Origin of the sequence: Burkholderia sp. LA-2-3-30-S1-D2, assembly GCF_001523915.2 — a bacterium.
In the GTDB taxonomy this organism is placed as follows: domain Bacteria; phylum Pseudomonadota; class Gammaproteobacteria; order Burkholderiales; family Burkholderiaceae; genus Burkholderia; species Burkholderia diffusa.
On the sequence record NZ_CP013384.1, the window covers coordinates 3,209,463 to 3,230,752 of the forward strand.

Consider the following 21,290-nt stretch of genomic DNA (forward strand, 5'->3'; position numbering starts at 1 on the left):
TCGATACATGCCGTCGCGCGGCCGAACGAGGCGCAGGTCCGCGTGTGGACATCGCCACCACCAGACACTAAAAACCCTGTGAATTTCGATGGTGAGCACCGGCACGCGATCGAACGAGGATGTCGATTCAGGTGTGGACAACCCAACCCGCGATGACTCGAAACGCTGTGAAATTCGACGGTGAGTGGCAGCCGTCGATCAAACGAGAGCGCCGATTCCGGTGTGAACAGCGCGATCCACGACGACTCGAAACGCTGTGAATTCCGACGGTGAGCGGTGGCACGGCGATCGAACGAGGACGCGGCCCCCCAGGTGCGGACAGCCCGACCCACGACCACTCTAAACGCTGTGAAATTCGACGGTGAGCGTCGGCACACTATCGCACGCAGGTCGCCGCACGCAGTCGCCGATTCAGCCATGAACAGCAGCGCCCGCAACCCCGCCGAGGCCGCTAGATCCGGCCTCACACCGACGCAGCCGAACTGCACGCGCCCGCCCTCACCGCTGAAATACACAGCACGTCGACTGGTTCCGGCGACCGGATATCCACATCGCGGCACACACTCGAATGAAACGCGCGATCGCGAGTGCGGTTAGAATGCGCGACCCTCGAAGCCGCAATCGACGATCAGAAACCGCCGCACGAGCCGACGCCCGGTCCGACCGGTCGCCGACGCTCACCGTTGAAATACACAGCGATTCGAGTGAAGCCTGCGGCAGGATATCCACACCATGATGCGGGTGCGAACCTGTCGACGATCCGCGCACGCCGTTAGAATGCGCGGCGTTCCGGATTTCACGCGACGCCCTGAAAGTCCGCACCAGGCAAGTCTCACGTGCAATCGGGCGACGGCGCTCACCGTTCCAGCGCACAGCTTTTTTCGTCGTCGGGGAACCGGTTGTCCACACCCCGCATCGCGCATCCGGTCGCACGAGGTCGCGCTCACCGGTGAAATGCACAGCGTGCCGAGTGGTTCCGGGGCCCGGATATCCACAACCGCCCCGGCGCGAAGATTTGCCGTCGGCGCATCGGCAACGGCGGTTCGCGGCCCTGCCGGCGATCGGCGTCAAATGCCGGAAAGCCCCGCAAATTCGGCCTCCGGCGGCACGCTCACCGTTCGAATCCACAGCATTTCGAGTGAACCGCGCGGCCGGTTGTCCACATTCGCTCCGCAGCAGGCGGCGCCCGCAAGCGCCCTCACTCGGCAATCGAACGGATGATCCGCGCCGGGTTTCCGCCGACCAGCGTATTCGGTGGAACGTCGCGCGTCACGACGGAACCCGCGCCGACAACCGAATTCTCGCCAACCGTCACGCCGCCGATGATCGTCGCGCCCGCGCCGATCCACACGTTGCGCCCGATCGCGATCGGCCGGGCGACAACGGCGTCGCGTCGGCGGGATGGCTCGAGCGGATGGCCCGACGTGATGAGGCTGACGTTCGGGCCGATCATCACCTCGTCGCCGATGTCGAGGCCGCCGAGGTCGTAGAACGTGCAGTTCTGGTTGACGAATACATTGCGGCCGATCCGCGTATCGGCGCCGCCCGTCGCGTAGAACGGCGGGATCAGCAGGAAGCCGTCGTCCATCGGCTTGCCGATCAGTTCCCCGAACAATGCCCGGACTTCGTCCGCATCGTCGAACGTCAGACGGTTGAGCCGCGTCGTGATCGCCATCGTCCGCTGGAGCTCCGTGCGCATCGCGGCCGATTGCGGCGTGCGCCGGGGAATGATCGTGGTGCGATCGTCGTTCGCCATTCGTTGATGTTCTCCGTATGCGATCGAACCGGCACGCTGCGCATCACGCAGCGCCTGACTCGCCGAATGCGATCGCCTGGCCTTGAATTCGATCACTCGTTCGACCCGCTGGGTGGCCGACTTTCGTGTTTCGCGTCCCGTCGACGACCATCGTCCGGGCTCGCGCGACCAGCCGCCGACGCTGCCGTCGGACCCGCGCGGTCGCGGCCGCGTCGGTCGGGCATTCATCCGTCAATTCACGACTAGTTCATTAATAACTAGTCATTTCATGAACTTCGGCAGCACCTGGCTTTGCGCGGAACTCGCTACCAGATTCCAGCTTCCACCTTCCGCCCCTGTCCGAACCTCTTCCGCTCGGGTACGCTTGAGCATCCACCGAACGACACGCACACCGATACGCGGAGGCGCGATGAAGCTCTACTACTGGCCGAAGACCCGGGCATTCCGGGCGCTGTGGATGCTGGAGGAAATCGGCGCCGTCTACGAGCTCGTGCCGATCGACCTGCGTTCGCACGAACAGGGCAGCGACGCGTTCGTCCAGGTCAATCCGATGGCCAAGCTGCCCGCGCTCGACGACGGCAGCGAACCGTTCGCCGAATCCGGTGCCGTGCTGCTCTATCTCGCCGATCGCTGCCCGGGCGCCGGACTCGGCATCGCGCCGGACGATCCGCTGCGTGGCCGCTTCCTGCAGTGGATGTTCTTCACGTCCACCTGCCTCGAACCCGCGATGGCCGAGAAATTCACCGGCGCGTCGGGCAATCCGGTCGCCTTCGGCTGGGGCAACATCACGCGCGTGCAGCGTGCACTCGCGCAAACGCTCGCCCACAATCGCTGGCTCGTCGGCGATCATTTCACCGCGGCCGACCTGTTGCTCGCCAGCACGCTGAAGACCGCGTTCGACGCGCACCTGCTGCCGCACGAAGGCGTGCTCGGCGACTATGTCGCGCGCGCCGAGGATCGCGACGGCCATCGCCGCGCGGTCGTGGTCGAACAGCGGGAAGCGGCGCGTCTGCTGCACGCGTGACGCATGAACGGCACGGCGTTCGGTCGCGACAGCCGCGACCGAATGCCGGCGACCGTCCGCGCCGGTCGCCGACGTCATGCAGCCGGCCCGGGCGCCTGCGTCGCCGCGTCGCCCCCGACCACCACGCCCGGCGAGCCACGCTCGTCGGTATCGGCATCGACCGGCACGACTTCGTGAAAATGCGTGTAATCGATGTGCGTGATGCCGCCTTCGTCGTGCATCAGGTCGACATAGCGATGACGCCAGCGGATCTCCGCATGCGCCCATGAGTAGCGCGCCTGCATGACTTGCGCGGTCGTCTCGTCGGAACCTTCGATCGTGATCAACAGCGACGCATCGCGCGCGGCGAGCGACTCGGCGGTCTCGCCGAACAGCGGGCTCGTTTCGTCGATCACGTGCATCAGGTTCCAGCCGAGCAGGAAGATCGGATGCTCGCTGCGCACGAGCGGCAGGTCGTGAATCTTGCGCAGCGTATAACCCTCGTGCGTGCCTTCGACGCGCATCAGCCGCAGTTTCGCCTGCGCTTCGGCGATCACGTTCTGGCGCGCATTCGCGGCACGCACCATCAGCGTCATCTTGCCGTTCAGCGGGCGCACGATCGCGTAACGCGCGAACAGGATCTTCGCCTGCGGCCGCGAGAACCGCGCGAACACGAGGCCGGTCGCCAGCGCGATACCCGACATCCCGATGAAGATTTCGAAGGTTGAGACAAGATGCGCATAGACGGTCTGCGGATGCATGTCGCCGTAGCCGACCGTCGCGAGCGTCTCGACGCTGAAGAAGAATGCGCCGACGAACCCGGCCGGCGACTGGTTCGCGATCGGCGCGTCGCCGAGCAGGTAAAGCGTCGCGAAGCCGCCGTTGAGCAGCAGGAACAGCACCGCGAGCGACAGGAAGAATACGGGCCAGCTCACCGTCAGCGCACGGTGATAGAGGTCGCGCCAGCCGAGCGGCGGCATCCCGTAAGCAATCACGGGGCGAGTGCCCGACCAGAGCTTGCGGCCACGGCCGCGGGAAGCTGGAGAGGACGGATCGACGTTCATCGCGCGAGGCCTGAAGCAGGGAGGCGATGAGCGTAGCACGCGAAGGCGGCGGCCGGGAATGCGGAGCGGGCTTTCCGCGTGACGCGCAAAAAAACGGCCGCATGAGCGGCCGGTTTCGCGGTCAGCTTGACCGCACGCGCGCGGCGTGCTTACTTGCGGTCGACGATCACGCGGTCGAACGTGCCGCCGTCGGCGAAGTGGGTCTTCTGCGCGTTGGCCCAGCTGCCGAAAACCTGCTCGACGCTGAACGTCTTCAGCGGCTTGAACTCGGCCGCATGCTTCTTCAGCACGGCCGCGTCGCGCGGGCGCAGATGGTGCCGCGCGATGATCTCCTGCGCCTGCGGCGTGTACAGGTAGTCGAGATACGCCTGCGCGACCTTGCGCGTGCCCTTCTTGTCGACGACCTTGTCGACGACGGCGACGGGCGGCTCCGCGAGGATGCTCGCCGACGGGTACACGGCGTCGAATTCCGCCCCCGACGCGCCCGTGTCCATCAGCGCGACCTCGTTCTCGAACGTGACGAGCACGTCTCCGATGCCGCGCTGCGTGAAGGTCGTCGTCGCGCCGCGGCCGCCCGAGTCCAGCACCGGCACGTTGCGGAACACCGCCTTCTCGAAGTCGAGCGCCTGCTGATCGGTCGCGCCCTTCTGCTTCTGGTAGCCCCACGCGGCGAGGTACGCGTAGCGGCCGTTGCCCGACGTCTTCGGGTTCGCGATGATCACCTGCACGCCCGGCTTCGCGAGATCGCTCCAGTCCTTGATCGCCTTCGGATTGCCCTTGCGCACGAGGAACACCATCGTCGTCGAGTACGGCGAGCTGTTGTCCGGGAAGCGCGTGCGCCAGTCCTTCGGCAGCAGCTGGCCGCGCTCGGCGAGCAGGTCGATGTCGTTCGGCTGGTTCATCGTCACGACGTCGGCCTGCAGCCCCTGCAGCACCGACAGCGCCTGCGCGCTCGACGCGCCGTGCGACTGCTTGATCGTCACGGTTTCGCCTGTCTGCTGCTTGTACGCGGCCGCGAAGCTCGTGTTGATGTCCTTGTACAGCTCGCGCGTCACGTCGTACGACACGTTCAGGATCGACGTGTCCGCGTGCGCGGCCGTTGCCGCCACGACCAGCGCCGCCGCGGCGCCCGTGCGCAGCCAGCGGCCGATCCCGTTGATGCTTGCCATCGTGATATGCCCCGTTTCCAGTGGTGGTGAATGTGCGTGACGGCACGCGTACGCGCTGTCATCCAAACGTAAGCGGGCATTCTAGCGGCCGGACGCCGCGCGCTTTCCAATCTGTCGTGCAAAGCAAATCTCGAATCCTGCTAAACGGGGCGCGCATCGCTCGCGTACGCGCCGGATCCGATGTTAAGATCGCCGCTCAGCCCTTTTCACGGTTCATCCATGTCCGCTGCCCTGCGCTCGCCCTCGATCCTTGCCGCCATCGCGGCGGGTGCGCGCGCGGCCGGGCTGAAACTGAAAAAACGACTCCTCGACTGACGGGGACGTCGCGTCCCGTCAGGCGAATGCCGGACGGGATGCGCGCAGGCCGTTTTCATCTTCTTGCTTGCACGCCTCGCTCCGGCGCACCGCCGGCGGAACGGTTCCTTTCCACTCCGTTTCCACCATGAGGTTTTTCATGCAAGCACGTTTCGAAGGTATCTGGCTGCCGCTCATCACGCCGTTCCACGACGGCGAGGTCGACCACGGCGCGCTCGCGCGGCTCGCGCGTCACTATGCGACGGCGGGCATCGCGGGTTTCGTCGCGGGCGCGACGACCGGTGAAGGCGTGCTGCTCGACGCGCGCGAACAGGACGCCGTGTTCGCGACGCTGCGCGATGCCGTACCCGGCCTGCCGATTGTCGTCGGGCTCACCGCGAGCGCGACGCACTTCGCGGCCGCCCGCGCACGCGAACTCGCCGCGCTGCGCCCCGACGGGCTACTCGTCACGCCGCCCGTCTACGTTCGGCCGACGCAGGACGGAATCCGCCGCCACGTCGAAGCGATCGTCGATGCGGCCGACCTGCCGGTGCTCGTCTACAACATCCCGTACCGCACCGGCGTGAACGTCGAACTGGAAACGCTGCAGGCGCTCGCGCGCGATCCGCGCGTCGCGGGCATCAAGGAGTGCGGCGGGACGCTCGACCGGATGAGCCGGCTCGTGCACGACACGCCGCTCGCGATCCTCTCCGGCGACGACAACCAGAACTTCGCCGCGCTGTGTGCCGGTGCGCACGGCGCGATCGCCAGCAGCGCGCATGTGCTGCCCGAATGGCACGTGCGCATTCATGCGCTGTTGCGCGACGGCCGGCTCGCCGACGCGCGGCGGCTGTCGGTCGCGCTGCAGCCGCTCGTCGCGGCACTGTTCGCGGAGCCGAATCCGGCACCGGTGAAGGCGGTGCTGGCCGCGCAAGGGTGGTGCGAAGACGGGTTGAGGTTGCCGTTCGTGCCGGCGAGCGAGGGGTTGCGGGAGCGGCTGGCAGCGACGCTTGCGGCACTCGACGCGATCGAGCCGGACATTGCCGTTGCATAGGCAACGGCTCGCTGCTCGGCTCGACTCGGCAACCAGCGCGTTCTGCGTCCGGCGTGTTTCAAGCAGTCGGAACCTGAGACAGGCCGTAGCGTGCAAGCCGGGCGTCGGCCGTCACGCGTTTCTGCGGTTCATGCCGAGCTTGCGCGACGAGCAAGCGATCGAACGGGTCGCGACGATGGTGCGGCAGATCATGCACTGCGGCCCCGTGCACGGCGCGAACCGGCAGTTCGCCTTGCGGGACGCCGAGTCACGCCGCCAGCGCCGCCCCCTCCCCCGCCGTCGCGTCCCGCACCGCCTGCGTGACGATCCGCGCGAGCCGCTCGACGGTCGGCGTCGCCGACGACGTACGCCGCAGCAGCATCAGCGGCAGGCTCGGCAACGCCGGCAGCCCGGACGACGCCCCGTCGAGCACGCGCACCGACGCGGGCAGCCCGTAGTGCGAGCGCACCGTCAGCCCGAGGCCGGCCGCCGCCGCGGCCCACAGCCCGGCCAGGCTCGGCGTCGTGAACGCGACGCGCCACGGCACGTCCGCGCGATCGAGCGCATCGGTCGCCGCGCCGAAGAAGCGGCACGGCCGGTCGAACACGACGAGCGGCAGCGGCTCGCCCGACGCGCGCATCGCACGAAGACGCGCGCCGCCGTCGCCATCCGCCTCCGCCGGCCCGTCGCCGTCCGGCATCCCGAAGCCGCTCGCGCCGACCGCCGCGATCCACTGCATCGGCACCTGCGCGATCGCGTCGCTGTCGATGCCCGCGCGCGACACCAGCGCCGCCGACGCCGGGTCGCCCCACACGAGCGCGAGATCGAGCTGGTTGGCGTCCAGCCGCTCGAGTAACTCGGCATTGCGCGCGACGCGCGCCTCGATCCTCACCTTCGGATGTGCCCGCGCGAAACGCCCGAGCACGTCGGGCAGGATCGCTTCGCCGAAGTCCTCCTGCAGGCCGACCCGCACCCAGCCGTCGAGATTCACGCCGCGCACCGCCGCGGCCGCTTCATCGTTCAACTCGATCATCCGCCGCGCATAGCGCAGCATCGCGTCGCCGGCGTCGGTCAGCGCGAGCCCTCGCCCGGCCTTCACGAACAACGGCGTGCCGGCCTGTTCCTCGAGCTTGCGGATCTGCGCGCTCACCGCCGACGACGAACGCGCGACGCGATCGGCGGCCTTCGCGAAGCTGCCGAGATCCACGCCCGCCACCAGGCTGCGCAACGCCGCGACGTCGAAGTTCGGCCGGGCCAGCGCGGCGTCGGGTGCGAGCGCCACCGCGCCGTGGGCATTGTCTTGTCCGGACATCTCAATCATCCCGTTTTATCGAACGATTCATCAAAAACTTTCCGATTTTCGGGATGAATGTAGATCGCCACACTGACGATGTCAATTTCCAGAACGGGCCCTGTCGCCATGGATACCTCCTGCCTTGCTTCCCCGCCCTCGCCCGCGCACGCCGCGCGCGGCCCGGCCCACCGCTGGCGCGTGCTCGCGGCCGGCGTCGCCGCGAACATGAGCTTTTCCGCGGCCGCGGCCGGCATTCCGACCACCGCCGTGTGGATGCGCTCGGCCTATCACCTCGACAACGGCGCGCTCGGCCTCGTGCTCGGCGCGCTCGGCTTCGGCGTCGCGCTCTCGGAGTTGCCGTGGGGAATCGCCGCCGACCGTTTCGGCGATCGCCGCGTGCTGCTCACCGGCCTCGTCGCGACGGCCGCGATGCTCGCGCTGATGGTGGCCACGATCGTCCCGACCGCGCACGCGGTGCCGCCGCTCATGCGCGTCGTGGCGGCGATGTGCTGCGTCGGCCTGCTCGGCGGCAGCGTGAACGGATCGAGCGGACGCGCGGTGATGCGCTGGTTCGGCGAACGCGAACGCGGGCTCGCGATGAGCATCCGCCAGACGGCCGTGCCGCTCGGCGGCGGCGTCGGCGCGGCGCTGCTGCCGTCGCTCGCGTCGCATGCGGGCTTCGCCGCGGTGTACGGCGCGTTGATGCTGCTGTGCGCCGGATCGGCCGCGCTGACGTGGCGCTGGCTGCACGAACCGCCCGACGCGCCGGCCGGCACGCACCGCCCTGTCGCGCAGCAGCAGCCGGCCGCGCCCGTGCGCAGTCCGCTTGCGAGCGGCCGCGTGTGGCGCATCGTGCTCGGCATCGGCGCGCTGTGTGCGCCGCAGTTCGCGGTGCTCACGTTCGCGACCGTGTTCTTGCACGATTTCGGCCGGCTCGGCCTCGCCGGCATCAGCGCGGCGATGGTGGCGCTGCAGCTCGGTGCAATGGTGATGCGCGTGTGGAGCGGCCGCCATACCGACCGGCACGGCAACCGGCGCGCGTACCTGCGCGGGTCGGTCTGCGTCGCGGCCGGATCGTTCGCGCTGCTCGCGGCCGCGACCGCCGGCAGCCCACACGTACCGCTCGCCGCGATCGTCGCGATCCTCGTGTTCGCCGGCATCTGCGTGTCGGCCTGGCACGGCGTCGCGTATACCGAACTCGCGACGCTCGCGGGCGCGAACCACGCAGGCACCGCGCTCGGGATGGCGAACACGATCGTCTATCTCGGGCTGTTCGCGACGCCGCTCGCGATTCCGCCGCTGCTTGCCGTCAGTTCGTGGAGCGTGGTCTGGCTCGCGGCCGCGCTGATCGCGGGCGCGACCTGGCCGCTGTTTGCCCGATAGCGAGCCGTCGCGCGGAACACGCTGACGCCGCGCGGTCCATATCGCGACGCAAGCACGCCGTCGTCCCACCTCGCGGGCCAGCGCGCGCCGAGCGGCTGCTGCGCCGCCCGAACGGCACCGTGCGACATCCGTTGCGCGTTCGCATGTGATCGCTTCCACCGCGTTGCCTCCCGTGCAAACGTGGTGGTTGCGTGCGCGGCGCGCACGGCGGCGGCGATGTTCGGGGACGCGCCGCAGCGACACAGGTTGCCGCTCATGCGCTCGCGAATCTTGTCGTCCGACAGTTGCACGGGACGATGCCGCACGTCGCCGGTGGCAGCGCTCGCGGCACCCGCCGCGAACGCGTCGCGCAGCGCGGTCGCGCAGCAGAGCTGGCCGGACGTGGAATAGCCGCACTGAAATGCATCGTGTTCGATGATTCCGGCGTAAGCGGCAATGCATCGATCACCGAGTTGCCGGCAGTATCGATGGTGCAGTCACGTGCACGCATCGCGAGCCCCGGTCGTCCCGTCGCACGCGCATGCTAATGCGAGCAGCATCCGCATCCGCTGGAAAATTCCGCCATCCGTGGATGCGACCTTCCGCGAAAGCGTTCGGTCAGGTTTGCGAAAGCATTTCGCGATCATGCTCCGGTCGCAAACGATTCACCGAATCGTCGCATCCTCCCGGCATACTCGAAAACGTTTCCCGATCCGCCTGCCAGGAGAGAAGTCATGCGTCGCGCTGCCCTCGTCGTCGTTCTATGTGCCGCCACCCTCGTCGCCGCCTGCAGCGACGACGCGCCGCACGACGCGCACGCGGCCGACGCCTCCCAACAGGCCGGCGCATCGTCCGGCTCCGCGAGCGCGTTCAACAGCGCCGCGGGCGCGAGCGCCGCCGCGTCCGATGCCGCACCGCTCGCGCCGCCCGTCGTCCACTACCCGCCCGACGATGACGACAACACGAAGCCCGCGATGAACCCGGGCGCGTCCGGCGTCGCCGCATCGTCGGCGCATTGATTCCGCCGTTCCTGTCCCTGCCCCCCCGATCGCAGAACCGAGGTGAAATAACATGACGTCATCGAGCCGCCGCCGTTTCCTGCATACCGTCGCACAATCCGCGGGCGCCGCCGTCGCGCTCAACGCGTTCCCCGAATCGATCCGCCGCGCGCTCGCGATTCCGGCCGCGCGCGGCACCGGCACGATCCGCGATGTCCAGCACATCGTCGTGTTCATGCAGGAAAACCGCTCGTTCGATCATTACTTCGGACACCTGCGCGGTGTGCGCGGCTACAACGACCGCTTCCCGATTCCGCTGCCGAACGGCAAGCCGGTGTGGTACCAGCCGTCGAAGGAAGACCCGGCGAAGCCCGTGCTGCCGTTCCGGCTCGACACGAAGACGACCAGCGCGCAGTGCCTCGGCGCGCTCGACCACTCGTGGGCGAAGACCCACGCGGCGATCGACGGCGGCCGCTACGACCAGTGGCCCGCGAACAAGACCGACATGACGATGGGCTATCACGTGCGCGAGGACATCCCGTTCCACTACGCGCTCGCCGATGCGTTCACCGTATGCGACAACTACTTCTGCTCGCTGCCAGGGCCGACGCACCCGAACCGCTCGTACCTGATGACGGGCACGGTCGACCCGACCGGCAAGTTCGGCGGCCCGCTGCTCGACAACGCCGACTACGTCGACGGCGACCTGCCGCCCGCGTACCAGCTGCTGTCGTGGACGACCTTCCCCGAACGGCTCGAGGCGCGCGGCGTGTCGTGGCAGATCTACCAGCAGGGGCTCACGTGGGCCGATCCGTACAACGGCAACTACGGCACGAACATCCTGCAGAACTTCACGAACTTCATCAACGCGAAGCCGGGCTCGTCGCTGTACCAGCGCGCGCAGACGGTACGCACGCTCGACAACCTGAAGGACGACGTGATCAACGACCGGCTGCCGCAGGTGTCGTGGCTGCTGCCGCCCGCCGTGTTCTCCGAACATCCGAAATACACGCCGGCATACGGCGCGAACTACACGTCGCAGATCCTCGACGCGCTCACGGCGAATCCGGACGTGTGGGCGAAGACCGTACTGTTCATCATGTACGACGAGAACGACGGCTTCTTCGATCACGTCGTGCCGCCGCAGCCACCGACGTCGGCCGCGCAGGGCGCATCGACCGTGACCACCGACGGCGAACTGCACACGGTCGTGAATCCCGGCCGCGGTGGCAGCTACACGGCCGACGGCCTGCCGTACGGCCTCGGGCCGCGCGTGCCGATGACGGTCGTGTCGCCGTGGTCGAAAGGCGGCTTCGTGTGCTCGCAGGTGTTCGACCATACCTCGGTGATCCGCTTCATCGGCGAACGCTTCGGTGTCGACGAGCCGAACATCACGCCGTGGCGCCGGACCGTCTGTGGCGACCTCACCGCCGCGTTCGACTTCCGCTCGTCCGACGCGTCGTTTCCGACGCTGCCCGACACGAGCCAGTACCGCTCGATCGCCGACCAGCAATGCACGTCGCAACCCGCGCCGACCGTGCCCGCGATGCCGTCGCCGATCGATCCGCAGGAGCCCGGCGTGCGGCCGGCCCGCGCGCTGCCGTACGAACTGCACGTGAACGCGAGCATCTACGGCGGCAACACGCTGCGCATCGAGTTCGCGAACCGCGGCAACCAGGGCGCGCACTTCCACGTGTACGCGACGAACCGCACCGACGGCCCGTGGCGCTACACGGTCGGCGCGCGCCGCGTGCTGCACGCGGACTTCGACCTGACGGAGACGAACGGCGCGTATGCGTTCTCGGTGTACGGCCCGAACGGCTTCGTGCGGATGTTCGCGGGCAACGTGTCGGCCGCGACGGCACGCCACCGCAACCATGCGCAGCCGGAAGTGAAGGCCGGCTACGACATCGCGAACGGCAACCTGTACCTGAAGCTGCGCAACCATGGCGCGGGCCACGTGACGCTCACGCTGGCAGACAACGCATACGGCACGCCCCCGCGCCAGGTGACGCTGCACGGCGGCGACGAACACGTCGAGCAATGGGCGCTCGCGTCGAGCCATCACTGGTATGACGTGACGGTGAGCGACGGCGCGAACGGCACGTTCTCGCGCCGCTTCGCGGGCCACGTCGAGAACGGCCGGCCGAGCTACTCGGATCCGGCCGCGGTGCGGCCCGTTTCCGCGTCGTAAGCCCCGCGGCACGACGGTACGCGGCCCGCGCCGCGCAGCGCGTGCGCGTGAGTGTCAGATCGCGTGCGCGAGCGCGCGGTCGACGAGCGCGGCGTCGAAGCCGTCGTCCGCGTCGCGAAAGCGCAGCGGCGCCGCGCAGTGCACCAGCGTGTCGATGAAATGCTTCGCCCGCGGCCACGGCCCGAAGCCGGCCGCGGTGTTGATGTGCCCGGCGTCGCCGAGATTGACGAATGCGCTGCCGAGCCGCTGCGCGAGCGTGCGCGCATCGGCGAGCGGCATCCACGGATCGGTCTCGCTGCCGATCACGATCGACGGCACCGCGAGCCGGCGCGCGTCGAACGGCCCGGCGAACGTGAATTTCTTCGGACTGGCCGGTGCGACAAGCAGCACGCCCGCGACGTCGGCCGCCAGCGGCCATTGCGCGAGCGCATGCGCGGCCGCGAGGCAGCCGAAGCTGTGCGCGGCCAGCACGAACGGGCCGCGCTCGCGCTCGAGCAGCGCGCGCACGGACTGCGCCCAGCGCGCGAGATCGGGGGCATCCCAGTCGGCCTGTTCGACCCGCAGCGAACGCGAGAACTGCCGCTCCAGCCAGGTCTGCCAGTGAGCGCCTTCGCTGCCGTGCAGGCCCGGAACGGTCACGAGCCGCGGCGGCCACGCCGATTTGCTGCATGCGCGCATGATTGCCCTCGCTTGCTTTGCTTGGAGACGAGATTCAATTGTGGCGTGCCGCGCACGGCGGCCGAACCAATATTTTGTGCTTTGCTTTTGCGCGGGACGGCCGCCGGCTCGGGCCGCGCGGTATGGGCTGGCCGCCTCGCGGCGGCGCAACGCGCCGCGAAACCGTAGAATGTGGGCTTCCCGCTTGCCTTGCATCGGATCGGAACCGGGCGCCGCCGCGCCGGTTCCGATCGACAGGAGACGCCCGATGTCCGCTACGCCCGCCGGCGCGCTGCGCCCGTTCCATCTCGCCTTTCCCGTGTCGAGCCTCGCCGGCGCGCGCGCGTTCTACGGCGGCCTGCTCGGCTGCCCCGAGGGCCGCAGCTCGGAACACTGGGTCGACTTCGATTTCTTCGGGCACCAGCTCGTCGCGCACCTCGCGCCGGACGAAACCGGCAAGAGCGCGGTGAACCCGGTCGACGGCGACGACGTGCCCGTCCGCCATTTCGGCGTCGTGCTGTCGATGGATGAATGGCAGGCGCTCGCCGACAAGCTCAAGGCCGCGCATACGCGCTTCGTGATCGAGCCGCACATCCGCTTCAAGGGCGAGGTCGGCGAGCAGGCGACGATGTTCTTCCTCGATCCATGCGGCAACGCGCTGGAATTCAAGGCGTTCGCCGACATCGGCCAGCTGTTCGCGAAGTAGGCGCATGAAGATCCTGTTCTACTCGCCGCATCAGGAAGCCGACGCATGGCGCGGCGCGATCGCACGGGCGCTGCCCGAGGCCGAGCTGCGCGCCTGGCAGCCGGGCGACACGGGCGCGGCCGACTACGCGCTCGTATGGCGCGCGCCGCGCGAGCTGTTCGCGCCGCGCGACGGCCTGCGCGCGATCTTCAATCTGGGCGCGGGCGTCGACGCGCTGCTCGCGCTCGACCGCGCGCATCCCGGCACGCTGCCGCGCGACGTGCCGCTGGTGCGCCTCGAGGATTCGGGCATGGCGCGGCAGATGATCGAATACGTGACGCACGCGGTGCTGCGCTACCTGCGCCGCTTCGACGAATACGACGCGCTGCAGCGCGAGCGCCGCTGGCAGGCGCTCGAACCGCATCCGCGCGCGAGTTTCACCGTCGCGGTACTCGGTCTCGGCGTGCTCGGCGCGCAGGTCGCGCAGGCACTCGCGGCGCTCGGCCTGCCGGTGCGCGGCTACAGCCGCAGCCCGAAACGGCTCGACGGTGTCGAGACCTTCGCGGGCGACGACGCGCTCGACGCGTGCATCGACGGCGCGAAGCTGCTCGTGAACCTGCTGCCGAGCACGCGCGATACCGACGGGATCCTGTCGGCGCGGACCTTCGCCAGGCTGGCGCCGGGCGCGTACCTGGTGAACGTCGCACGCGGCGCGCATCTCGTCGAGGCCGACCTGCTCGACGCGCTCGCGAGCGGCCGGATCGCCGCCGCCACGCTCGACGTGTTCCAGCATGAGCCGCTGCCCGTCGACCACCCGTTCTGGCACGCGCCGCGCATCACGATCACGCCGCACAGCTCGGCCGAGACGCTGCGCGACGAAGCCGTCGAGCAGATCGCCGGCAAGATCCGCGCGCTCGAGCGCGGCGAGCGCGTCGGCGGCATCGTCGATTACGCGCGCGGCTACTGAATTCCGCTTATACAAAACAGGAGACAACCATGACGTTCCCCACCGCCGTCAAGATCGTCGAAGTCGGCCCGCGCGACGGGCTGCAGAACGAAAAGACCTTCGTGCCGACCGACGTGAAGATCGCGCTCGTCGACCGGCTGTCGCGCGCCGGCTTCCGCAATATCGAGGCCGCGTCGTTCGTGTCGCCGAAATGGGTGCCTCAGATGGCCGACGGCGCCGACGTGATGGCCGGCATCGAGCGTCGCGCGGGCACCGTGTATTCGGTGCTCACGCCGAACCTGAAAGGCTTCGAGAACGCGCTCGCCGCGCGCGCCGACGAAGTGGTGATCTTCGGCGCGGCGAGCGAGGCGTTCTCGCAGCGGAACATCAACTGCAGCATCGCCGAGAGCATCGCGCGCTTCGAGCCGGTCGCGAAGGCCGCGAAGGATGCCGGCCTGCGGCTGCGCGGCAGCGTGTCGTGCACGCTCGGCTGCCCGTACCAGGGCGAGGTGCCGGTCGCCTCGGTCGTCGACGTCGTCGAACGCTTCGCCGCGCTCGGCTGCGACGAGATCGACATCGCCGACACGATCGGCGTCGGCACGCCGAAGCGCACGCGCGAAGTGCTCGAAGCGGTCACCCGCGTGTTTCCGCGCGAGCGGCTGTCGGGCCACTTCCACGACACCTACGGCCAGGCGCTCGCGAACATCTACGCGGCGCTGTTCGAAGGGATCGAGATCTTTCACGCGTCGGTCGCCGGCCTCGGCGGCTGCCCGTATGCGAAGGGCGCGACCGGCAACGTCGCGACCGAGGACGTGCTGTACCTGATGCAGGGCCTCGGCATCGACACCGGCATCGACCTCGCGCAGGTGGTCGCCGCCGGCGACTTCATCTCCAACGCGATCGGCCGCGCGAACGTGTCGCGCGCCGGTCGCGCGCTGCTCGCCAAGGCGCAAAGCGCGGCCGACACGCCGAGTTGCGTCTGACCCCAACACTGACGGATTCTCCATGACGACACCCGCTTCATTCGACTCTCTCCCCGACTCCGCGCGACGCGTCGCGCTGCTGCTGCGCGAACGCGGGCACGCGAAAGGGATCGTGATGCTCGCCGAAACCGGCAAGACCTCCGCCGAGGCTGCGGCCGGGCTCGGCTGCAAGGTCGCGCAGATCGCGAAGTCGATCCTGTTTCGCCGCGAATCGGACGGCCTGCCGGTGCTCGTCGTCGCGAGCGGCGTGAACCGCGTCGACGAGAAGAAGGTCGCCGCGCAAGTTGGCGCGGTCGGCCGCGCCGATGCGAAATTCGTGCGCGACAACACCGGCTACGCGATCGGCGGCGTCTGCCCGATCGGCCATCTCGTCGAACCGGTCACGCTGATCGACGCCGACCTGCTCGAACTGGACAGCCTGTGGGCGGCCGCCGGCCATCCGCACGCGGTGTTCAACCTGTCGCCGCAGGAACTCGTGTCGCTGACGGGTGCGCCGGTCGCCGACGTCGCGCTGCGCAACGACGCATGAGCGAGATGCCGGTATCGGTCGGCACGGTCGCGTCGCCGTGCACCGACGTATGCAGGATCGATCCGCGCACCGACTGGTGCGCGGGCTGCCTGCGCACGCGCGACGAGATCAAGGGATGGCGCGCGTCCGACGACGACGCGAGGCGCGTGTTGCTCGCGCGGCTCGACGCGCGGCGGCGCCTGCTCGCGCGAAGCGGCGCATAAAAAAATGCCGTTCGGCCTGCTTGGCGAACGGCATGAGATCGGAATCCTGTGAACGTGATCAACGTCACAGCCCGCATCATACGAGCGACGCTGCGGCGTCGCATCGGGTGTTTCCCTACAACTTCTTACAGCGTTTTTCACGCGCAACCTTCGTTCCCGGGCGCGGCGCCAGCGGGTGTCGGCAACCTGCCGTAGCGGCAAGCCGAATCGCACGACCGTTTCAGTTGCCGGCCGCCGCGCGACGCGTGGGCACGATGCGCCAGCCGAGATTCACGCCGGCCGCCGCGAGCAGGATCAGCAGCGCGCCGAGCACCTGCGTCCACGCGAGCGTCTGCCCGAACGCGATGCGATCGACGATGATCGCGACGACCGGATAGACGAACGACAGCGCGCCCGTCATCGCGACCGGCAGCTTCTGGATCGCGCCGTACAGCAGCACATACATCACGCCGGTGTTCACGACGCCGAGCACGACGAGATCGAGCCACTGCGCGGCCGTCGCGGGCAACGTGCCGAAGTGCGCGAACGGCGCGAGCAGCACGATGCCGAGGCCGGCCTGCAGCAGCGCGAGCAGGTGCGGCGGCGTGCCCTTCAGGTGCTTCGTGATGATCGACGACACCGCGTACAGAAACGCCGCGCCAAGCGACAGCGCGACGCCTTCGAGATATTCGCCGGGCACCGCGAGCACGGCCGGCTCGACGCGCACCACGCACACGAGCCCGATGAAGGCGAACGCGAGCCACGCGATCGTCGACGCGCTGATCCGTTCGCGGAACACGATCGCGCCGAGCGCGACGAGCATGAACGGCTGCGTGTTGTAGACGGCGGTCGCCATCGAGATCGACGCACGCGAATACGCGGCGAACAGCAGCAGCCAGTTTGCGACGATCGCGATGCTGCCGAGCGCCGCGAGCGCGAGCATGCGCGGCGAGAACAGCGCGCGACGCAGGAAGCCGAGCGCCGCGCAGACGATCGCGAGCGTCGCGGCGCCGAACAGGCAGCGGAAGAACACGACGTTGGTGAGCGGTTGCTGCGACGACATCACGAGCCAGCCGATCGTGCCGGACATCATCATCGCGACGACCATCTCGGCGGCACCGCGGCGGGTTTCGTTCGAGGCCATCATGGACTCCGTTTGACGAGAGAAGATGACTTCGATTCTAGGAACTTGCTTTCCGCGCATCCACGACTAAACTGAAGCGAAACCACCGATTCACCTTCGAAAGCAAAGCGATCATGGCGAAACGCCTTTCCCCTCCCGCCGTCGCGTCGCTGGACGCAACCGACCGCGCGATCCTCGCGGCGCTCGCCGAGGATGCGCGCATTGCCACCAGCGAACTGGCGCGACAGATCGGGCTGTCGGCGCCCGCGACCGCCGACCGCGTGCGACGGCTCGAAGCGCAGGGCGTGATCGCGGGTTTCACCGTCGAGCTCGACCCGCGCGCGCTCGGCTACACGCTGCAGGCGATCGTGCGCGTGAAGCCGCTGCCGGGGCAGCTGCATCTCGTCGAGGAAGTGTTGCGGCGGATTCCGGAATTCGTCGAATGCGACAAGGTGACCGGCGAGGACTGCTTCATCTGCCGGCTCTATCTGCGCACGATCGAGCACCTCGACGACATCCTGTCGAAGGTGACGGAGCGCGCGGAAACGAGCACGGCGATCGTGAAATCGACGCCGGTGCCGCGCCGCCTGCCGCCGCTCGTCGACGACGACGACGCCACGCGCCGCTGATCGCCGACGCCCGGCAAGCACCGCGCTGCCCGCGGCGGCCGGCGCCGCTCACGCGGCCGCGTCGCGTGCCTCGAAGAACGCGAGCAGCTCGTCGATCAGCGCGACGGGTGCCTCCTCCGGAATGTAGTGCCCGCAATCGAGCGCGCGGCCGCCGACGTCGCGCGCGACGCGCCGCCACTCGCCGAGCGGATCGAAGCAGCGCCCGACGATCCCGTGCTCGCCCCACAGCACGCGCAGCGGGCACGCGACCTTGTTACCGCGCTCGAGATCCGCGCGGTCGTGCTCGAGATCGATCGTCGCCGACGCGCGGTAGTCCTCGCACATCGCATGCACCGCGCCCGGCTGCGCGAGCGCGGCGCGATACGCGGCGAGCGCCTCCGGCGCGAACGGCGCGAGCCCGGCGGACCGGTTGCCCATCACGCGCTCGATGTACGCATCGGTGCGGCCTTCGATCAGCGTTTCGGGGAGCGGCGCCGGCTGGATCAGGAAGAACCAGTGAAAATACGCGGTCGCGAACGCGCGGTCCGTCTGCTCGTACATCGCGAGCGTCGGCGCGATGTCGAGCAGCATCATCCGCTCGACGGCCGCCGGATGATCGAGCGCGAGCCGGTGCGCGACGCGCGCGCCGCGATCGTGTGCGCAGACGTGGAATTGCTCGAAGCCGAAATGCCGCATCACGGCAACCTGGTCGGCCGCCATCGCGCGTTTCGAATACGGCGCATGCCGCGCGTCGCTCGGCGGCTTGCCCGACGCGCCGTAGCCGCGCAGGTCGGTCGCGATCACCGTGAAGTGATCCGCCAGCGTCGCGGCGACGCGATGCCAGATCATGTGGGTCTGCGGATGGCCGTGCAGCAACAGAAGCGGTGGCCCCGCGCCTCCTTTGACACCGAAGATGTCGGTGTCCTGCACCGTCACGCGAAACGGTGCAAACGCCTCAAACGACATGGTTTGTTTCTCGTTGGTTTGTTGTGGCGGCTATTGTAGGAGCGCGCGGCCGACCGCTGCGCGCGGCAGATGCCCGAATGCGTAGAAAGAGAACACTCACTCGATTGCCGCCATGCCGCGCCGTTTGCTAAGCTCGCGTAGAATCGCACGACCGTTCGTATTAATATGGGCGAATCGCTGCACCGCTACACTCGAAGCACCGTTCGACCGCCAAGCATGGATGCCGGCGTCGGCGCGACCGCGCCGCATCCGGCCGCCCCCTCGAGACTGGAGACATCACATGGCATTGCCCGCCGTCCTGCAGAACCTGACGCTGCCCGTCATCGCGTCGCCGATGTTCATCGTCAGCTACCCCGAACTCGTGCTCGCGCAGTGCAAGGCGGGTATCGTCGGATCATTTCCCGCGCTCAACGCCCGTCCGGCCGAACTGCTGGACGAGTGGCTCACGCAGATCCAGTCGGAGCTCGCCGACCACAAGGCGAAGCACCCGGATGCGGTGATCGGCCCGATCGCGGTCAACCAGATCGTCCATCAGTCCAACGTACGGCTCGAGCATGACGTGCGCGTGTGCGTCGAGCACAAGGTGCCGATCTTCATCACGAGCCTGCGCGCGCCGGCGCGCGAGATCGTCGACGCCGTGCACAGCTACGGCGGCATCGTGCTGCACGACGTGATCAACCTGCGCCACGCGCAGAAGGCGCTCGAAGCCGGCGTCGACGGGCTGATCCTCGTCGCGGCCGGCGCGGGCGGCCACGCGGGCACGACGTCGCCGTTCGCGCTCGTCGGCGAAGTGCGCAAGATCTTCGACGGTCCGATCGTGCTGTCCGGCTCGATCGCGAACGGCGGCTCGATCCTCGCCGCGCAGGCGATGGGCGCCGACTTCGCGTACATGGGCACGCGCTTCATCGCGACGCAGGAAGCGCACGCGGTCGACGACTACAAGCACGCGATCCTCAACGCGAAATCGTCCGACATCATCTATACGAACCTCTTCACCGGCGTGCACGGCAACTACATCCGCGAGAGCATCGAGAAGGCCGGGCTCGATCCGGACGCGCTGCCGGAATCCGACAAGACGAAGATGAATTTCGGCGGCGACAAGACGAAGGCGTGGAAGGACATCTGGGGTGCCGGCCAGGGCGTCGGCCTGATGGACGACCTGCCGAGCGTGGGCACGCTCGTCGAGCGGCTCAAGCGCGAATACGACGACGCGAAGGCACGGCTCGGCATCGCACGCTGACGCAGGCGGCGGGTTGCGTCACCGTCGCGCATGACGTCGGACAAAAACAAAAAGCGCGAACCGCAACGGCTCGCGCTTTTTTCATGTCCGCCCGCGGGCGGCCGACGCCGCTCAGCTCGCGCGCTTGATCCGCGTGATCGGCAGCACGCGCAGGCGCGACTCGATCGACGGGCACAGCGACTGCCCTTCGAAGCGTGCGGCAAGGAAGTCGACGAACGAGCGCACCTTCGCAGACACGTGGCGGCGGCTCGCATACACCGCGTAGATCGGCGCCTCGTGCGGCGGCACCGCGTCGAGCAGCACCGGCACGAGGCGGCCGGATTCGATGTCGTCACCGATCACCTCGGTGCCGAGCAGCGCGATGCCCGCGCCCGCGAGCACCGCCGCGCGCAGCCCCTCGAGATGGTTCACGATCAGGTTGCCGTTCAGGTTCACGCGCGACGCGGCGGCCGCGTCGATCATCAGCGAATCGAGCATCGTCGAATTCGAATCGCGGCGCAGGTAATTGTGATGCGCGAGATCGGCGATCGTCTGCGGCGTGCCGTGCTTCTCGAGATACTCGGGCGACGCGACCAGCAGGATGTGCGCGGTCGCGATCTGGCGCGCGACCAACGACGACGATTTCAGCCCGTTCGGCGCCGCGCGCACCGCGACGTCGAAGCCTTCCTCGATCAGGTCGACCACGCGATCGGACAGCGTCATGTCGACGGTCACGTCCGGGAACCGGCCCGCATAATCGGTGACGGCCTGCATCACGTGCCGCAAGCCGAACGCGGACAGCGACGTCACGCGCAGGCGGCCCTGCGGCACGACGCTCGCGGCGCCGACCGCCTGTCCGGCTTCGTCGAGTTCCGACAGCGCCTGCACGAGGCGCTCATAGTATTCGCGTCCCGCCTCGGTCGGCGCGACACGTCGTGTCGTGCGATGCAGCAGCCGCGCGCCGAGCTGCTGCTCGAGATGCATCACGTGCTTGCTCGCCATCGCTGCCGACATCTGCATGCGCTCGGCCGCGCCGACGAAGCTGCCCACTTCGACGACGTAGCGAAACACATTCATGCTGACGAGGGTATCCATCGAACTAGCCCGTAATGACGGGGGAATGGTGCAATTACGAGATAGGGTAACAAAGGCGAGGAAACAGAAAGGTCAACAAAAGCAAAACGGCGCCGCGAGTGGCGGCGCCGTTCCGTTTCGAGAGGGAAAA

21 protein-coding genes and 2 pseudogenes are annotated in these 21,290 nt (G+C 68.4%); 12 read left to right on the top strand and 11 right to left on the bottom strand.

The features are described 5' to 3' along the window. Positions 1–1,198 precede the first annotated feature (1,198 nt). Positions 1,199–1,756 carry a sugar O-acetyltransferase gene (locus WS66_RS27860; protein ID WP_059599999.1) on the bottom strand — a complete coding sequence of 186 codons (558 nt, stop codon included), beginning with the start codon at positions 1,754–1,756 and terminating at the stop codon, positions 1,199–1,201. A 409-nt stretch (positions 1,757–2,165) separates the two neighbouring features. Between WS66_RS27860 and WS66_RS27865 the strand changes: the two genes are divergently transcribed. Continuing rightward, entirely contained in the window at positions 2,166–2,780 is a 615-nt protein-coding gene (locus WS66_RS27865) for a glutathione S-transferase family protein (RefSeq protein ID WP_059599998.1), read from the top strand. 74 nt (positions 2,781–2,854) lie between these two features. Here the strand turns inward: WS66_RS27865 and WS66_RS27870 are convergent, their stop codons facing one another. From WS66_RS27870 to WS66_RS34680, 3 genes are all read right to left on the bottom strand, one after another. After that, positions 2,855–3,823, bottom strand: coding sequence for an ion channel (locus WS66_RS27870; RefSeq protein ID WP_059599997.1), 969 nt, complete (start codon positions 3,821–3,823; stop codon positions 2,855–2,857). 149 nt (positions 3,824–3,972) lie between these two features. Beyond that, entirely contained in the window at positions 3,973–4,992 is a 1,020-nt protein-coding gene (locus WS66_RS27875; protein WP_059599996.1) for a sulfate ABC transporter substrate-binding protein, read from the bottom strand. A gap of 333 nt (positions 4,993–5,325) precedes the next feature. Continuing rightward, positions 5,326–5,448: a hypothetical protein gene (locus tag WS66_RS34680; protein WP_257792078.1), complete on the bottom strand. Its 123-nt coding sequence runs from the start codon at positions 5,446–5,448 to the stop codon at positions 5,326–5,328. On the opposite strand from WS66_RS34680, the gene dapA reads away from it, so the two are divergent. After that, positions 5,447–6,340 (top strand): 4-hydroxy-tetrahydrodipicolinate synthase, encoded by an 894-nt coding sequence (gene dapA, locus WS66_RS27885; RefSeq protein WP_059599995.1) that lies wholly within the window; start codon positions 5,447–5,449, stop codon positions 6,338–6,340. The two genes, WS66_RS34680 and dapA, sit on opposite strands and share 2 nt — an antisense overlap. Positions 6,341–6,398: 58 nt before the next feature. On the opposite strand, the pseudogene WS66_RS34795 reads toward dapA, so the two are convergent. Beyond that, positions 6,399–6,569, bottom strand: a pseudogene (locus WS66_RS34795) (PIN domain nuclease); the annotation flags it as partial. An 18-nt stretch (positions 6,570–6,587) separates the two neighbouring features. Beyond that, positions 6,588–7,631 carry a LysR substrate-binding domain-containing protein gene (locus WS66_RS27895; protein WP_059600042.1) on the bottom strand — a complete coding sequence of 348 codons (1,044 nt, stop codon included), beginning with the start codon at positions 7,629–7,631 and terminating at the stop codon, positions 6,588–6,590. Between the two features lie 108 nt (positions 7,632–7,739). On the opposite strand from WS66_RS27895, the gene WS66_RS27900 reads away from it, so the two are divergent. After that, entirely contained in the window at positions 7,740–8,996 is a 1,257-nt protein-coding gene (locus tag WS66_RS27900) for an MFS transporter (protein WP_059599994.1), read from the top strand. Positions 8,997–9,184: 188 nt separating this feature from the next. Here WS66_RS27900 and WS66_RS27905 read toward each other — a convergent pair. Then, positions 9,185–9,412 (bottom strand): annotated as a pseudogene (locus tag WS66_RS27905) (2Fe-2S iron-sulfur cluster-binding protein); the annotation flags it as partial. A gap of 297 nt (positions 9,413–9,709) precedes the next feature. Here WS66_RS27905 and WS66_RS27910 point away from each other — a divergent pair. Beyond that, entirely contained in the window at positions 9,710–9,994 is a 285-nt protein-coding gene (locus tag WS66_RS27910) for a hypothetical protein (RefSeq protein WP_059599992.1), read from the top strand. Between the two features lie 52 nt (positions 9,995–10,046). Continuing rightward, complete coding sequence (locus WS66_RS27915) at positions 10,047–12,167, top strand: phosphocholine-specific phospholipase C (RefSeq protein ID WP_059599991.1); 2,121 nt, start codon at positions 10,047–10,049, stop codon at positions 12,165–12,167. A gap of 54 nt (positions 12,168–12,221) precedes the next feature. Here WS66_RS27915 and WS66_RS27920 read toward each other — a convergent pair whose 3' ends face one another. Further along, on the bottom strand, positions 12,222–12,845 hold the full coding sequence (locus tag WS66_RS27920) for an RBBP9/YdeN family alpha/beta hydrolase (protein ID WP_059599990.1): 624 nt from the start codon (positions 12,843–12,845) through the stop codon (positions 12,222–12,224). Positions 12,846–13,092: 247 nt separating this feature from the next. Here WS66_RS27920 and WS66_RS27925 point away from each other — a divergent pair, with 247 nt between their 5' ends. Genes WS66_RS27925 through WS66_RS27945 form a run of 5 tightly spaced genes read left to right on the top strand, consistent with a single transcriptional unit; the run spans position 13,093 to position 16,170 of the window. Further along, a complete protein-coding gene (locus tag WS66_RS27925; protein ID WP_059599989.1) occupies positions 13,093–13,530 on the top strand; it encodes a VOC family protein in 438 nt (145 codons plus the stop codon). Positions 13,531–13,534: 4 nt separating this feature from the next. After that, positions 13,535–14,476, top strand: a complete 942-nt coding sequence (locus WS66_RS27930; RefSeq protein ID WP_059599988.1) for a 2-hydroxyacid dehydrogenase — start codon at positions 13,535–13,537, stop codon at positions 14,474–14,476. Positions 14,477–14,505: 29 nt separating this feature from the next. After that, positions 14,506–15,438 carry a hydroxymethylglutaryl-CoA lyase gene (locus tag WS66_RS27935; protein WP_059599987.1) on the top strand — a complete coding sequence of 311 codons (933 nt, stop codon included), beginning with the start codon at positions 14,506–14,508 and terminating at the stop codon, positions 15,436–15,438. 22 nt (positions 15,439–15,460) lie between these two features. Continuing rightward, positions 15,461–15,967, top strand: a complete 507-nt coding sequence (locus WS66_RS27940) for a YbaK/EbsC family protein (protein WP_059599986.1) — start codon at positions 15,461–15,463, stop codon at positions 15,965–15,967. Beyond that, positions 15,964–16,170 carry a DUF1289 domain-containing protein gene (locus tag WS66_RS27945; RefSeq protein WP_059599985.1) on the top strand — a complete coding sequence of 69 codons (207 nt, stop codon included), beginning with the start codon at positions 15,964–15,966 and terminating at the stop codon, positions 16,168–16,170. The genes WS66_RS27940 and WS66_RS27945 overlap by 4 nt, the downstream gene beginning before the upstream one ends. 220 nt (positions 16,171–16,390) lie before the next feature. Here the strand turns inward: WS66_RS27945 and WS66_RS27950 are convergent, their stop codons facing one another. Beyond that, positions 16,391–17,293: a DMT family transporter gene (locus WS66_RS27950; protein ID WP_059599984.1), complete on the bottom strand. Its 903-nt coding sequence runs from the start codon at positions 17,291–17,293 to the stop codon at positions 16,391–16,393. Positions 17,294–17,406: 113 nt separating this feature from the next. Here WS66_RS27950 and WS66_RS27955 point away from each other — a divergent pair, with 113 nt between their 5' ends. After that, positions 17,407–17,901 (top strand): Lrp/AsnC family transcriptional regulator, encoded by a 495-nt coding sequence (locus WS66_RS27955; protein ID WP_059599983.1) that lies wholly within the window; start codon positions 17,407–17,409, stop codon positions 17,899–17,901. A gap of 48 nt (positions 17,902–17,949) precedes the next feature. Here the strand turns inward: WS66_RS27955 and WS66_RS27960 are convergent, their stop codons facing one another. Further along, positions 17,950–18,846 carry an alpha/beta fold hydrolase gene (locus WS66_RS27960; RefSeq protein ID WP_059599982.1) on the bottom strand — a complete coding sequence of 299 codons (897 nt, stop codon included), beginning with the start codon at positions 18,844–18,846 and terminating at the stop codon, positions 17,950–17,952. A gap of 280 nt (positions 18,847–19,126) precedes the next feature. Between WS66_RS27960 and WS66_RS27965 the strand changes: the two genes are divergently transcribed. After that, on the top strand, positions 19,127–20,086 hold the full coding sequence (locus WS66_RS27965; RefSeq protein ID WP_059599981.1) for an NAD(P)H-dependent flavin oxidoreductase: 960 nt from the start codon (positions 19,127–19,129) through the stop codon (positions 20,084–20,086). Positions 20,087–20,197: 111 nt separating this feature from the next. Here the strand turns inward: WS66_RS27965 and WS66_RS27970 are convergent, their stop codons facing one another. After that, positions 20,198–21,160 (bottom strand): LysR family transcriptional regulator, encoded by a 963-nt coding sequence (locus WS66_RS27970; protein ID WP_059599980.1) that lies wholly within the window; start codon positions 21,158–21,160, stop codon positions 20,198–20,200. Positions 21,161–21,290 lie beyond the last annotated feature (130 nt).